The organism is Mycobacterium sp. NPDC050441 (genome assembly GCF_040655355.1).
Taxonomy (GTDB): Bacteria; Actinomycetota; Actinomycetes; order Mycobacteriales; family Mycobacteriaceae; genus Mycobacterium.
The window spans coordinates 411,657-424,354 of sequence record NZ_JBFAJS010000004.1; the positions used below are offsets into that span (position 1 = coordinate 411,657).

Below are 12,698 nucleotides of genomic sequence, written 5' to 3' on the forward strand. Positions count from 1 at the left end.
ACGGTGTGACCGTCTCTGCACTTTCGGACAGAGGTTTGACTCAATCGGCCAACATGTCCAGGCCGGTCATCGAACTGCGCCGAGGCGGCCACGCACTGGCCGGCAGCTACCTCTATGAAGGCGACGGGCTGATCACCGGGTGGCACTCGCACGAGGTGCATCAGATCGAATACGCGCTGCACGGCGTGGTCGAGGTGGAGACAGACGCCGCTCACTACCTGTTGCCCCCGCAGCAGGCCGCGTGGATTCCGGCCGGCCTGCAGCATCAGGCCGTGATGAACCCCGACGTCAAGACTGTCGCGGTGATGTTCGATGCGCAGTTGATTGCCGACCCCGGTGACCGCGCCAGGATCATCGCGGTCTCACCGCTGATCCGCGAAATGATGATCTACGGGCTGCGTTGGCCGGTCGACCGAACCCATGGCGACGACACATCCGACACGTTCTTCCGGACCCTGGCCAACCTGGTCGTGGAAGCGCTCGATCACGAAGCGCCGCTGAGCCTGCCGACCACCGATCATCCGATCGTCGCTGCAGCGCTGGCGTACACCAAGGAGCACCTCGCCTCGGTGACGGCCGAGGACGTCAGCCGGGCGGTGGCGGTGTCCGAACGGACGATGCGGCGCTTGTTCGCCGAGACGATCGGGATCTCTTGGCGGACCTACCTTCTGCATGCCCGGATGCTGCGGGCCATGGCGCTGCTGGCCGGCCCTGACCAGTCGGTGCAGGCGACCGCGACGGCGGTGGGATTCGAGAATCTCAGCTCGTTCACCCGGTGCTTCAGCCAGTTCTGCGGTGAGACTCCGTCGGCGTATCGGTACCGCGCACGTGAGGAACATCTGGAGCAGCCAACCCGGCCCGCTCGACACTGAGCAGGCTCTCGGTGTGATGCTCGGCGCGGTAGGCCTCGCCGCCGCCGTTGATCCCGAAAAGCCTTTTGCTCCAGAGCAACCAGATCACTGCGGCCAGGTTGATCACCAGTGCGCCTAGGCGCAGGACGGTCACCTTCTCGGTGAGCTCGTAGATCTCCAGCGGCAGGAACACGCCGGTGGCGATCACCGCGAAGTACTCGCCCCACCGTTTCATCAGCCACAGTCCCACGGCCTCGGTGAACTCGATCAGGGCATAGGCGGCGACGCCGACGGCGATCCACAGCAGGGTGGTCGACGACAGGGTGAATGCCTCGCCGATGTGTCGCACGATCTTGGAATCATCGATGTTCCAACCGATTTGGTCGGCCAACGGCCGCATCAGCGGAATGTCCTTCTCGAAGGCGTCCTGCAGCTGACTCCGTGACGCACGGACCTTGAGGATGCCCACTGCCAGCAGCACGAAGACGATGCCGCGGACCGCCCGCTCGGCGGCGAGCAGCCGCATGATGGTGCGGTCTCGCAGCAGCCGGCCGCGGGGGATCTCCGGTGCGGTGTCGGCAGGCCCGTGACCGCGGGGAGGGCCGACGACAAACGTCTCGCACCTCAGGCAGCGCCACGCCTCTCCGACGGGGGTGTCTATGCGCAACCGGTCGCGCAGTTCCGGTTCATCGGGGGCGAACGTCGCGTGCCCGCGTAGCCCGCATGACCGCAGGGCGAAATCCACCATGGTCAGCACCGTAGCGCTGCGGGGTGCGTCAGGCCCGGCAGCTGAGCTCCATGCTGTCGCTGTCGCGCGCGAGGAAGTTCACGCTGACATACCCGTTGGCGGGCTCGCGGACGTGGTCCAGGTACGGCTGGGTGTCGGCCATCGACGTGTTGTCCGCAACCAGCAACGCGCCAGTGGTGAGCTGTGGCTCGAGGAGCTCGAGCACCGGCAGATAGAGCTCCTTCCAGCCGTCGAGCAGCACGAAGCCGATGTCGCCGGTCACGGACTTCAGCGTCTCCAACGCATCGCCTTCGAGCACGGTGATGACATCGTCGAGACCGGTCTCGGCGAACGTCTGCTTGGCCGCGGCGATCTTCGTGGCGCTCAACTCGGTGGTGAAGACCCGCCCAGACCCGTTGTCGCGCACAGCCGATGCCAGGTGCAGGGCCGAGAGGCCGAACGACATCCCGAACTCGACCACGATCGCGGGCTTGGTGGCCCGGACCAGGGAGTACAACAACCGGCCGGCCTCCCGCGTCACCGGCATGTAGATGTCGCTGAGTGCATCCGCACGTTCCTGTGCGGTCGCGTTGGACAAATCTGCGAACCTGCGGGCGCCGTCCTCGCGCATTTTCTTGAACTGCTCGTCGGAGGCGGCGTACATCCGGTCCAGCGCGCCCGCGACGCGGGCGTCGTTGAGAGTAGTCACGCTAACGAACCTACGCCGAAGGGTGAATTATGGCCGGTGTGCGAAAACTACGAGCACTCCCGCTGTCCGCCGCCATCGCCCTTGTCCTTGCCACGCTGTTGGCGCCGATTGCGGCCGCAGGTGGTTACCGCTCCATCACCCTGACCTTTGTCCGTCACGCCCAGTCGGCGGGGAACGCCTCGGGACTCATCGACAGCTCTACACCGGGCCCGGCGCTCACCGATCTGGGCCGGACGCAGGCCGTCGCCAGCGCACAGCGGCTGGCGCCGAACCATTACGACGGCATCTTCGCCTCGACCATGATCCGGACGCAGCAGACCGCCCAGCCCATGGCCGACACGCTGGGTGAGCCGATCACCGTGCTGCCCGGCCTTCACGAGGTCGAGGCGGGCATCTATGAGGGCCAGCCCGAGGCGAGCGCGGTGCAGACGTACTTCGCAGCGCCGGAGCAGTGGTTGCGCGGCGACCGGAATGCCCGTATTCCAGGCTCGATCGACGGCAACGAGTTCGACGCCCGGTTCGACGGGGCGGTGCAGCAGATCTATGACAGCGGCGACGACGATCCCGTCGCGTACTCGCACGGCGCGGCCATCATGTTGTGGGTCCAGATGAACGTCCGTAATCCCAATCCTCAACTGTTGATGCAGCACCCGCTCGACAACACCGGCTACGTGGTGATCAAGGGCAATCCGACCGACGGTTGGACGCTGACCGACTGGGACGGGGCCGGAAGCTAGCTACCGGTGTGATCCGCTGGCCATAAACTGGCGGAATGCGGCGCCGGTCACGTCTGGGTGGCACCACGCCCGGGCGCGGATACTGTGAGCCAAGGCAAGCGGAGATGGGAGCGGGGCTATGAGGTTTCGGTTGTTGCCATACGTGACCGTCGAGGTCGACGACCGGGTCCGACTGCGGGCACGCAGGGCCGGCGAGCGGCTCCGGGTCAACCTCAGGGGCTACCTGCGCAGTGCAGCCGACGAGGTCGAGACCGCCAGCGGCCGGGTCCGCGACCTGTGCGACACCGCGGTGAACCGCGTCGACCACGCGGTGGCCAGCGTCAACGACAAGATTGCCCCCGAACCGCAGTCGGCCCCCGACACCCCATTCACCGGATCCGCCGGCACCACCGACGAGCCCCCGAAGCGGCATCTGCAGGTGGTCTAGCGCCCGGTCCAACCCCGGGCGGCGCGGCAACCGTCAGCGCTCTACGGTTGGAGGGCACTGGCCTTCTCCCTCTGGAGAGGTCGACACATCGGCCCGGGAGGGGTTGACGAGGCTTGCTCGGCAACAGTCTTGCGGTGCTGTTCGCCCTGTGCGCAGCGGTTTTCGCGGCTGTCGGCATTGTGGTGCGACAGCGCGCCACCATGGACGTTCCGCCCGAGAAGGGCGTCAGCACGGTCATGCTGCGCACCCTGCTGCGCCGCAGGTTGTGGTGGGCGGGAACCGCGTCAGCGGTGGCCGGGTACGTTTTCCAGGCGCTGGCACTCGGGTTCGGCTCGCTGCTACTCGTCCAGCCGGTGCTCGTGTCGGCGTTGTTGTTCGCGCTTCCCTTGAGCGCCCGGCTGGCCCACCGGAAGGTCAGCCGCGCCGAATGGGCCTGGGCCCTGCTACTGACCGGGGCGTTGACCGTGTTCGTCGCGCTGGCCAGGGCCAGCACCGGGACTTACGGGGTATCTGTGGCCACCACGGTCACCGTCGTCATCGTGTGCGCAGCGGCCGTCGGCCTGTGCGTCCTGGCCGCCACGCGGAGCACCAACTGGCGCCGCGCGGTGCTGTTGGCACTTGCCGTGGGCGTGATGTTCGGCGTGGTCGCCGTGCTGACCAAGATCGTGATGCACACGATCGCCGTGGACGGCGTGCTCGCCGTGCTGACCACGCCGGCCCTCTACCTGGTGGTGACACTCGGAGTGATCGCGACGCTGCTTCAGCAGTCGGCATTTCACGCCGGATCGCTGCAGACCTCGGTGCCGACCATGCTGGTGCTCGAGCCCGTGGTGGCCGTGGTGCTCGGCTCTGTCGTATTGGGCGAGCACCTGTCGATCACCGGTTGGGAACCGGTGGCCCTGTCCGTGGCGGTCGGTGCGATGGCCGCGGCCACCATCGCACTGGGCCGTGACGAGGGCGCCTACGAGGAGAAGCTCGAGGCCGAACTCGAAGGCAAGGCCGCCGTGCCGCACATCCAGACGGCCGGCGAGGACCGCTAGGTTTTCGGCGCGTTTCGCCGGAACACTTTGCGCAGGTCTGTGGCGGCGGCGGTGGCGTGCGGACCGGTTTGATCCTCGGTCAATCAACAGTCAGGATGCCTCGACATGCAGATCAATTGGCTCAGTGTCGCGCTCGCCCTGATGGCGGGCATGGTGGTCGCCGGTGACCGTTTCGGCCACCGGGATCCACTCGGTCTGGCTCGCACTCGTTGTCGGGTTCGCAGCATGGCGGGCGTTCTCGGCGACGACGCTGTTTCAGCACAACGCATTCGAACTCAAGCCACCGAAGTTGACGGCGATCAACACCGCGTATCAGCTCGCGCTCTTCCTCGCGATGAGCTTCGTGATCGGGCTCTTCTAGCGAGCGCTAGGGGTTGATCGTGTTCTCGCCGATCTGGCGTCCCCACACGTACTCGGACACGAGCGGCTGGCCGAGTTCGAAGTGGTTGTACGGCGCGATCGATGCACCGATGTCCATCACCAGATACGGAGCCGGCCACAGGTCCTTCGTGACCGGCTGCCAGCAGCCGGGCCGGCCTTCGGGCCCGCCGGTGGCGTTCACCCGCGGCAGGTTATCCGGATACACCCACGCATTGGGTGCGCCGACCAGGAAGTCCTGCAGCTCGAACCCGTAGCCGTTGCGGGTCTGCTGGGCGAACTTCGGGGCGGCCAGGGCGTAGTTGTGGAACATGCAGTACAGCGCTGGGCTGTTGCGGTCGAACATCGCGCTGACCGGCAGCAGGTCCTGGGCGCCGCGGACCAGGTAGGGGCCACCGCGCTCGAAGATGTCGCCGCCGGTGTTGCCGAAGCCGACCGCGGCCACCAGGGCCTGGTCGAGGTTGCCGCGCTGCTCGTTGAGGGTGCGGGCAGTGGTGACGGCGTTGGTCAGGCCGTCGAACAGGTCGGGGGCGGCGTTGGCGTAGACCTCGCCCAGGTCGGCCAGACCGGAGATATCCCGGCGGATCTGGGGCATCCGCGGGTTGAGGTCGGCCAGGATGTCGTTGCCGTTGACGATCGACTGGCCGAACTTGTCGCCGAGGCCGTCGAGGGCCTGGGCGGTGGCGGTCAGGGTTTCGTTGAGTTTGATCGGGTCGATCTGCTCGGAGATCGCGGTGATGGTCTCGAACAGCGTGTTGAATTCCGTCGTGACGCCCTTGGCGCGGATCGGCGTGTCCGGGTCGACGCGTGCCGACGACGGATTGTCCGGTGCGACGAACGAGATGTACTTGTTGCCGAACACCGTGGTGGCCTTCAGTTCGGCGGTCACGTTCTCGGGGATCAGCTTGAGGTACTTGGGCTTCACGTCCACGGTCAGTCGGGCCTGCTGCTCGCCCTCGACCTCCGCGACGTCCACGGCGGTCAACCGGCCGATCGGCACCCCGTTGAAGGTGACCTTCGAGCCCGGGTCCATCGACAGACCGGAACGGTTGGACAACACCGTGAGCTGTGTTTTTTCCTCGAATACCCCGCGGAACTGCATCCACGTCAGCGCCAACACCGCGACCACAAGGATGACCATGCCCGCGCACGCGGACTTGTACGGCGGGTCGTACCGCCAGTGCTTGAACCGCTGTTCGAAGCGGTCCCGCACCGTCGCGGTGGATGAGGCCACGCGCAAACCTCCGACATATTTGACGCAGCCAGCTAGTTAGGAGCAAAACTGTCGCAAATAACTAGAGACAACTGCAACTACAAGCCGCCCAATGCGGCGAACATCAAATTGCCAACATTGGGAGACCCCCGTCACAGCGTAAGCGCTGATCAGGTATTTCTGCCGCCGTTCACGCCGACGACCTGGCCGGTGATGTAGCCGGCCTCCTCCGAGATGAGGAACGAACACGTTGCTGCAATGTCCTCCGGCCGCCCTATCCGCCGCACCGGGGTGGCGTCGATGGTGTTCTGGATGTCGCCCAGCTCACCGCGAGATTCGGCGGCGCGCAGCATCGGCGTGTCGATGAAACCCGGCGGTACGGCGTTCACAGTGATCCCGGCCGGGCCGAATTCCAGGGCCAGCGACTTCGTCAGCCCGTTGACGGCGGACTTGGCGGCCACGTAGTCCGACATGTACGGCACGCCCGAATGCGTGCTCGACGAGGAGATGTTGACGATGCGGCCCCAGCCCGCGGCGATCATGTCGGGGAGCGCGGCCTGCACTACGTGGAACACCCCGTTGAGGTTGACGTCGACGACCTTCTGCCAACGCTCGAAGGTGAGTTCGGTGAACGGCGTGAAATCGCTGAGACCGGCCGAGTTGACCAGGATCGTGACCGGGCCCAACTGCTCGCGAACCGCCTTGAAGACGGCATCGACCTGGGCCCGGTCGGTGACGTCTGCGGCGTACGAGTGCGGGTCGTCGGTTGCATTGAGGTCGAGGGTCGCCACCTGGTATCCGTCGGCGGCCAGCCGGTCGGCGATCGCCTTGCCGATTCCGGATGCACCTCCGGTGACCAATGCTGTCTTGACTGTCATCTCGTTCCTTTCGGTAAGCCGTGTACTTCGGTAAAGCTCTGAATCGCAATGTGTTTCGTCATCGCCGGACGGCGCGCAGGCCGAGGGTGCGGCGCGCGGCATCGGTCAGGAGGCGGTGGAGCCGCTCATCGGGTAGATCCGGCGGGGCGACGCCGGCGCCGCCGGCGATTCCCGCGAACACCATCGCGGCCTTGACCGCGCCGGCCGGGCCGGGATCGACATCGGCGAGCAGTGCCAACTGGCGGTCGATCAGGTTGTCCCATTCGGGCCGGGTGCGCAGGGCTTCGTCCACGCTCGGATCGCCGGCCAGAACCGCGACCAACGCCCGATTGTGGACGGCGAGATTGGCGTAGCCGCGCACCATGCGGTCGGCCCGGGCGTGCACGCCGCGGTGCGTCTCGGCCTCCTCGGCGATCCGCTGAAGCTGCGCGAGCACCGGGTCCAGGACGGCTGCCAGCAGCTGTTCGCGGGTGCGGAAGTGGTAGTAGATGGCGGCCTTGGTGAAGCCCAGTTCATCGGCGATCATCTGCAGCGATGTCCCCGCGAAGCCGTGTCGGGTGAACAGCCGGACCGCCGCCTCGACGAGGCGCGCTCGGGTGGTGTTCACGCTGGCCGGTTCGGCCGTGGCGGTGTCCATCGGTGCGTCCTCTCGTGTGCGCTGCGACAAAATGTCCTTTACGATCGTAAAGGAGATTACTAGTCGATCGTAAAGTAGGGCTATCGCATGTTGACGCCGTTGCCGGCTGAAGACTGGGACGATCAGGCGCGCGAGGCGTTGGCCTCCACGGTGCCGCCGGAGCGCCGCCGCCCGGACAAGGCGGGCAACGCGTTGTCGACGCTGGTGCGCCACCCCGGGTTGGCCGGGGCGTTCCTGCCGTTCAACACATACCTGCAGAAGGGCTCCACGCTGCCCAAGCGCATCCGTGAGCTGGTGATCCTGCGTACCGCTTTCCACCACGGCTGTGTGTATGAGTGGGGTCATCACAGCGCGATGGCGCGGCAGGTGGGGTTGACCGAGGCTGATGTCGAGGCAGCTCAAAGCGGCTCGGCGGCAGACGAATTCGACCAGGCCGTGCTGGACGCGGTCGATGAACTGCACGCCGGATCCCGGATATCGGCTGGAGTCTGGGAGCGCCTGGGGCAGCAACTCGACGACCGTCAGCGGATGGATCTGATGTTCACCTTCGGCGGCTACAGCACGCTGGCCTTCGCCTTGAACACCTTCGAAGTCCAGCTCGAGGACGGCGCAGGCAGCGACGAGTTCTACGCCTCGCTCGCGAACTGAAAGACGACTACGCGGTGCGGCGTACCCGTGCCGCGGCGGATTCGGGCATCGGCTCGTAGCGGGCGAACTGCCGGGTGAATGCGCCGGCGCCGTGCGAGAGGGACCGCAGGTCGATCGCGTACCGGATCAGTTCGACCTCGGGAATTTCGGCCTTCACCACGGTCCGGTCCTCGTCGGCCTTGTCGGTGCCGAGGACCCGGCCCCGTCGGCTCGCCAGATCGCTCATCACCGCGCCGACCAGATCGTCGGGCACCACCACGGTCACGTCGTCGATCGGCTCGAGCAAGTTCACACCGGCGGCCGCGGCGGCTTCCCGCAACGCCAGCCCGCCGGCCATCTGGAAGGCGAAATCCGAAGAGTCGACACTGTGTGCCTTGCCGTCGACCAGCGTGACCCGGATGTCGACGACGGGGTAGCCGGTGTCCCCGTGATCGCCGGCCATTCCCTTTTCCATCTGGGCCCGCACGCCCTTCTCGACGCTCGGGATGAACTGGCGCGGTACGGATCCGCCGACGACCTTGTCGACGAATTCGAATCCGGAGCCCTCCGGCAGCGGTTCGACCTCGATGTCGCACACCGCGTACTGTCCGTGCCCGCCCGACTGTTTGACGTGTCTCCCGTGTCCTTTTGCCTTGCCGCCGAGCGTTTCCCGCAGCGGTACCCGCAGCTCGACGGTATCCACCGTGACTCCGTAGCGCCGGGACAATCCGTCGAGCACCACCCCGGCGTGCGCCTCACCCATGCACCACAGCACGATCTGGTGGGTTTCGGGATTCTGTTCGATGCGCAGCGTGGGATCCTCGGCGGCCAGCCGCTGCAACCCGACCGAAAGCTTGTCCTCGTCGGTCTTGGCGCGGGGCTGCACCGCGATCGGCAGCAGCGGGTCGGGCATCGTCCACGGGCGCAGCACCAGGGGATCGGCCTTGTCGCTGAGGGTGTCACCGGTCTCGGCGCGGCTCAGCCGCCCGATCGCGCAGATGTCACCGGCCACCACCGTCGGTGCCGGGCGCTGCTGCTTGCCCAGCGGGAAGGACAGCGTGCCGATGCGTTCGTCCTCATCGTGATCGGCGTGGCCGTGCGACCCGGCCGGCGCCACGGATCCGTTGAACGCAGAAAAATGGCCCGACACATGCACGGTGGCGTCGGGCCTGATGGTTCCGGAGAACACCCGGACCAGGCTGACCCTGCCGACATACGGATCCGACGTCGTCTTCACCACCTCGGCCAGCAGTGGCCCGGACGGATCGCAGCTCATCGGCTTGCGGGAAGCGCCACTGGCCGCGAACACCTCGGGCAGGCGGTGCTCGGGCGGTGACGGGAAGCCGCGGGTGGCGATCTCGAGCAGTTCGAGCGTGCCGACCCCGGATCCGCTGCACACCGGGATCACCGGGAAGAACGAGCCGCGGGCCACGGCCTTCTCCAGGTCGGCGATCAACACTGCCTCGTCGATCTCCTCGCCGCCGAGGTAGCGCTCCATCAGCGTCTCGTCCTCGGACTCCTCGATGATGCCCTCGATCAGGGAGCCTCGGAGTTCGGCGATCTCGTCGTCGTAGGCGCCGTCGGGCGGCCGGGTGGTCCGGGTGCCGCCGCTGTAGCAGTAGTACGTGCGGGTGAGCAGACCGATGACACCGCCGGCCGAGCCGGCAATCGAGCCGGAGTCCCCGGCCGGGAAGTACAGGGGTGCCACCTTGTCGCCGAAGGCCTGTTGGGCGCCGGCCAGCGCGTTGGCGTAGTTGGCCCGGGCGTGATCGAGCTTGGTGATCACCACCGCACGCGGCATGCCCACCGCCGCGCATTCCTGCCACAACGCCTTCGTCGGTTCGTCGATGTCCTCGTTGGCCGCGATGACGAACAGCGCACAGTCGGCGGCACGCAACCCGGCGCGTAGCTCCCCGACGAAATCCGCGTATCCGGGGGTGTCGATCAAATTGACCTTGATTCCGTTGTGCTGCAACGGGGCCAGCGCCAGCCCGACCGAGCGCTGCTGGCCGATCTCGGCCTCGTCGAAATCGCAGACCGTCGACCCGTCGACCACCGAACCCGCGCGGGTCAGCACACCGGCGGCGACCAGCAGCGCCTCCACGAGGGTGGTCTTGCCTCCACCCGACGGGCCGACGAGCGCGACGTTACGAATGACGGCGGGGCTGTCCGCGATCGGAACAGCCCCGTTGCCGGCCGAATGCGTCTTGTCCGCCATGGCGTTCCTCCTGGTGTCCCCGGGGCGCCCCGCTGCGGCCCGCCGGACCTGCACTCCACCATTCCCCGATGTGACCTGGAGCACAAGATCTGCCCGATCGGACTGCAGGTGAACGCTCCGAGAAAATGCACAGCAGGCTGTCAGAATGTGTTCATGACACATGCGCCGAGTCTCGGTACGGCAGAGTCGTTGGACGCGGTGGGCAGTATTGCGGTGGTCGATCTGGAGGCGGCCTGCGAACTGTACGGCCGCGACATGTTGCCGTATCCGTTGGGCCGTAGCCGACCGGTGGGATCGGTGTGGCTTCTCACCAGAGAAGTGGGGCCGATCGAAGATCGCCTCAACGGTGGAGACCTTTATGGTGTTCGAGCGTGGGTGGAAGCCTTTGTACGGGCTGATGATTGCGTGGGCTGCCGGGTGAGCTTCTCCGATGAGGGCACCCCCGATCTTCGTTTGCAGGGTCTGCTGGCCGGCGAGTCCGGGTTTGTTGCGGTGCAGCACAGTGACCCTGATGGAGTCGACACCGTCGACATCTACTCCGCAGCACCGGCGGACTTGAGCGCGGTGATCGCTGATTCGGTCGGACTGGTCGGCCCTGGCTCTCATGCGCGCATCGCGGTCGCGGGCTTGGAGGATCGACTTCCGGCCCCGCCTGAGTCGATCGAGTTGTATGACGACCTCGGCTTCCCGATTCCACATGCGGAGCCAGACGGTCCGCCCGTGCGCGTTGTGGATGGGAGTGAGGTCGCAGCGATCGGGACAGTGCAGTCGCTCTCCGGCGCGACTCGGTACTGGGTCAACGTCGACGATGACGGCGACTACCTGTACGAGCCTGATGATGCCGGCTATGCCGTACCGCTTGATGCCCAGAGGCTCCGCGCGTGCATCGATGGCGAGGTATCAGTCCGGTGGGACGAGTGATGACAGTTCGTTGTTGACGCGTAGGACAAGCGTTGTGTTCACGCGCCAGATGTCTTTGGCTTCGTCAATGGTGGGTCCGGGTAGCGTCCACAGGGTTTCACACGTCATCAGATCCATGCCCTGGGCCAGAGCCTTCGTGTTGCGCCCACCGCTCGTGACGACAACGTCGCCGCTGGAGCCGATATAGGCGTATGAGATCGCCTCGTTGTCACAAGTCTTGCCTTCGGTGCCAGTGCGCAGATCGAACTGCCGCCATATCCGTTGGTCCTCGTCGGTGGAGACCAACAGCGTCGTGCCGGCCAGACGGGTGTACGGCATCAAATTGAATTTCGGCAGCTCCAGCAGTGGCTTGCCGGCGATCGTGAGAACTCGGTCAGCAGTTTCGGTTTGAGCAATCGGAATGACTTCAGAGCCGGAGCGTAGCTGCGCGTCACCGTCGAGTCGGCCCTGCTCGCGGCCCTCGTCATCGAAGAATGCGATGCCGGTGCCCGTGTAATCGCGATCGAGCTCGTAGGCAAAGCCGTCCGCGTATACGACAGCTCGGCGAACCTTCTCGCCGGCGGGCACCGGCGGCGTGAGTACCTTGCCGTCGGCGAGGGAGAACACCACGTCGGGCTCACGCAGACGGGACTGCACTGCCAGGGCCGGCGCGGGGACATCGCTATCGTCGTCTTTGGGGAATGACCCGGATCCGGTGCCCGGCACGTGCCAGGTCAGTTCGGCGCGAGGGCCGACACCGTAGACTCCCTGATCATCGGCGGTGGCCACCAGATAGTCGCCGAGTTGCTTGACGGCCGGATCTGCCTTGGGCATGGCCCAATTCAGGTCGGTGGGCCCGTCGTAGCGCAACCCACCGGTGTCGGTGTCGATGACCCAGGCATGTGTCCGGGCACCCGGTTCGGTGCCACCTCGAAGGCACACGACCATTTTCGGGCCGTTGGCAAAACAGGCCGAGGCCAGCATGCCTTCGGCGCTTTCGTGACGGCCCAAGCGGACTGGCTCGAACAGTTTGTGTCCGTTGCTCACGTCGATGCCGATCACCGACCAGTCCGCAGAGGTCATCGCCAGAAAGATTGCCCGGTCCCCGATGTTGCGGATCGGTGAGTAGCGGATGTTGGCTTTGGAATCCAATCCGAGTGTGGCTGCGCCGATCCGCCAGCCCCGCACCGGCTGGCGGCGCATCGGCATCGCGAACAGAGATTGCTGGGGCAACCCCAATTCCGTTGCGGTCGGCAATCCGTCGCGGACCGGGCGCCCGTCGACGACACACCCGGTGGCGGTCAGCAGCACGAGCGCGATACGCGCTGTCGCTGTCAGGCGAGACCGGATACGCAT

At 66.2% G+C, this 12,698-nt stretch carries 14 protein-coding genes; 7 read left to right on the top strand and 7 right to left on the bottom strand.

Annotated features, from left to right (window positions below; translation table 11 throughout):
* Window positions 1–5: 5 nt before the first annotated feature.
* On the top strand, window positions 6–872 hold the full coding sequence (locus tag AB0I14_RS14875; RefSeq protein WP_358022362.1) for a helix-turn-helix transcriptional regulator: 867 nt from the start codon (window positions 6–8) through the stop codon (window positions 870–872).
* Here AB0I14_RS14875 and AB0I14_RS14880 read toward each other — a convergent pair.
* Window positions 781–1,599, bottom strand: a complete 819-nt coding sequence (locus AB0I14_RS14880) for a DUF2127 domain-containing protein (protein ID WP_358022364.1) — start codon at window positions 1,597–1,599, stop codon at window positions 781–783. The two genes, AB0I14_RS14875 and AB0I14_RS14880, sit on opposite strands and share 92 nt — an antisense overlap.
* Before the next feature lie 28 nt (window positions 1,600–1,627).
* Window positions 1,628–2,242, bottom strand: coding sequence for a class I SAM-dependent methyltransferase (locus AB0I14_RS14885; RefSeq protein ID WP_358022859.1), 615 nt, complete (start codon window positions 2,240–2,242; stop codon window positions 1,628–1,630).
* Between the two features lie 74 nt (window positions 2,243–2,316).
* Here AB0I14_RS14885 and AB0I14_RS14890 point away from each other — a divergent pair, with 74 nt between their 5' ends.
* The 4 genes from AB0I14_RS14890 to AB0I14_RS14905 all read left to right on the top strand — a co-directional run bounded on the left by AB0I14_RS14890 (window position 2,317) and on the right by AB0I14_RS14905 (window position 4,852).
* Window positions 2,317–3,024 (top strand): histidine phosphatase family protein, encoded by a 708-nt coding sequence (locus AB0I14_RS14890; protein ID WP_358022367.1) that lies wholly within the window; start codon window positions 2,317–2,319, stop codon window positions 3,022–3,024.
* Window positions 3,025–3,142: 118 nt separating this feature from the next.
* Window positions 3,143–3,451: a hypothetical protein gene (locus AB0I14_RS14895; protein WP_358022370.1), complete on the top strand. Its 309-nt coding sequence runs from the start codon at window positions 3,143–3,145 to the stop codon at window positions 3,449–3,451.
* Window positions 3,452–3,564: 113 nt separating this feature from the next.
* Window positions 3,565–4,491, top strand: coding sequence for a DMT family transporter (locus AB0I14_RS14900; RefSeq protein WP_358022373.1), 927 nt, complete (start codon window positions 3,565–3,567; stop codon window positions 4,489–4,491).
* Between the two features lie 163 nt (window positions 4,492–4,654).
* Window positions 4,655–4,852 carry a DUF1761 domain-containing protein gene (locus tag AB0I14_RS14905; protein WP_358022376.1) on the top strand — a complete coding sequence of 66 codons (198 nt, stop codon included), beginning with the start codon at window positions 4,655–4,657 and terminating at the stop codon, window positions 4,850–4,852.
* 6 nt (window positions 4,853–4,858) lie between these two features.
* Here the strand turns inward: AB0I14_RS14905 and AB0I14_RS14910 are convergent, their stop codons facing one another.
* The 3 genes from AB0I14_RS14910 to AB0I14_RS14920 all read right to left on the bottom strand — a co-directional run bounded on the left by AB0I14_RS14910 (window position 4,859) and on the right by AB0I14_RS14920 (window position 7,597).
* Complete coding sequence (locus AB0I14_RS14910) at window positions 4,859–6,010, bottom strand: MCE family protein (RefSeq protein ID WP_358022862.1); 1,152 nt, start codon at window positions 6,008–6,010, stop codon at window positions 4,859–4,861.
* A 242-nt stretch (window positions 6,011–6,252) separates the two neighbouring features.
* Window positions 6,253–6,960 (bottom strand): SDR family NAD(P)-dependent oxidoreductase, encoded by a 708-nt coding sequence (locus AB0I14_RS14915; RefSeq protein ID WP_358022378.1) that lies wholly within the window; start codon window positions 6,958–6,960, stop codon window positions 6,253–6,255.
* A 58-nt stretch (window positions 6,961–7,018) separates the two neighbouring features.
* Window positions 7,019–7,597: a helix-turn-helix domain-containing protein gene (locus AB0I14_RS14920; RefSeq protein WP_358022380.1), complete on the bottom strand. Its 579-nt coding sequence runs from the start codon at window positions 7,595–7,597 to the stop codon at window positions 7,019–7,021.
* 87 nt (window positions 7,598–7,684) lie between these two features.
* Between AB0I14_RS14920 and AB0I14_RS14925 the strand changes: the two genes are divergently transcribed.
* Complete coding sequence (locus tag AB0I14_RS14925; protein WP_358022384.1) at window positions 7,685–8,245, top strand: carboxymuconolactone decarboxylase family protein; 561 nt, start codon at window positions 7,685–7,687, stop codon at window positions 8,243–8,245.
* A 7-nt stretch (window positions 8,246–8,252) separates the two neighbouring features.
* On the opposite strand, the gene AB0I14_RS14930 is transcribed toward AB0I14_RS14925, so the two are convergent.
* A complete protein-coding gene (locus tag AB0I14_RS14930) occupies window positions 8,253–10,442 on the bottom strand; it encodes an elongation factor G-like protein EF-G2 (protein ID WP_358022387.1) in 2,190 nt (729 codons plus the stop codon).
* Between the two features lie 153 nt (window positions 10,443–10,595).
* Here AB0I14_RS14930 and AB0I14_RS14935 point away from each other — a divergent pair, with 153 nt between their 5' ends.
* On the top strand, window positions 10,596–11,363 hold the full coding sequence (locus AB0I14_RS14935; RefSeq protein ID WP_358022390.1) for a hypothetical protein: 768 nt from the start codon (window positions 10,596–10,598) through the stop codon (window positions 11,361–11,363).
* Here the strand turns inward: AB0I14_RS14935 and AB0I14_RS14940 are convergent.
* Window positions 11,343–12,698 carry a hypothetical protein gene (locus AB0I14_RS14940; RefSeq protein WP_358022393.1) on the bottom strand — a complete coding sequence of 452 codons (1,356 nt, stop codon included), beginning with the start codon at window positions 12,696–12,698 and terminating at the stop codon, window positions 11,343–11,345. The genes AB0I14_RS14935 and AB0I14_RS14940 overlap by 21 nt on opposite strands.

Bases quoted from the DNA above. Each gene is read 5' to 3' on its own strand.
- AB0I14_RS14880 (WP_358022364.1), bottom strand. From the start codon at position 1,599: ATGGTGGATTTCGCCCTGCGGTCATGCGGGCTACGCGGGCACGCGACG.
- AB0I14_RS14885 (WP_358022859.1), bottom strand. From the start codon at position 2,242: ATGTACGCCGCCTCCGACGAGCAGTTCAAGAAAATGCGCGAGGACGGC.
- AB0I14_RS14890 (WP_358022367.1), top strand. From the start codon at position 2,317: ATGGCCGGTGTGCGAAAACTACGAGCACTCCCGCTGTCCGCCGCCATC.
- AB0I14_RS14895 (WP_358022370.1), top strand. From the start codon at position 3,143: ATGAGGTTTCGGTTGTTGCCATACGTGACCGTCGAGGTCGACGACCGG.
- AB0I14_RS14910 (WP_358022862.1), bottom strand. From the start codon at position 6,010: ATGGTCATCCTTGTGGTCGCGGTGTTGGCGCTGACGTGGATGCAGTTC.
- AB0I14_RS14915 (WP_358022378.1), bottom strand. From the start codon at position 6,960: ATGACAGTCAAGACAGCATTGGTCACCGGAGGTGCATCCGGAATCGGC.
- AB0I14_RS14920 (WP_358022380.1), bottom strand. From the start codon at position 7,597: ATGGACACCGCCACGGCCGAACCGGCCAGCGTGAACACCACCCGAGCG.
- AB0I14_RS14925 (WP_358022384.1), top strand. From the start codon at position 7,685: ATGTTGACGCCGTTGCCGGCTGAAGACTGGGACGATCAGGCGCGCGAG.
- AB0I14_RS14930 (WP_358022387.1), bottom strand. From the start codon at position 10,442: ATGGCGGACAAGACGCATTCGGCCGGCAACGGGGCTGTTCCGATCGCG.
- AB0I14_RS14935 (WP_358022390.1), top strand. From the start codon at position 10,596: ATGACACATGCGCCGAGTCTCGGTACGGCAGAGTCGTTGGACGCGGTG.
- AB0I14_RS14940 (WP_358022393.1), bottom strand. From the start codon at position 12,698: ATGCGTATCCGGTCTCGCCTGACAGCGACAGCGCGTATCGCGCTCGTG.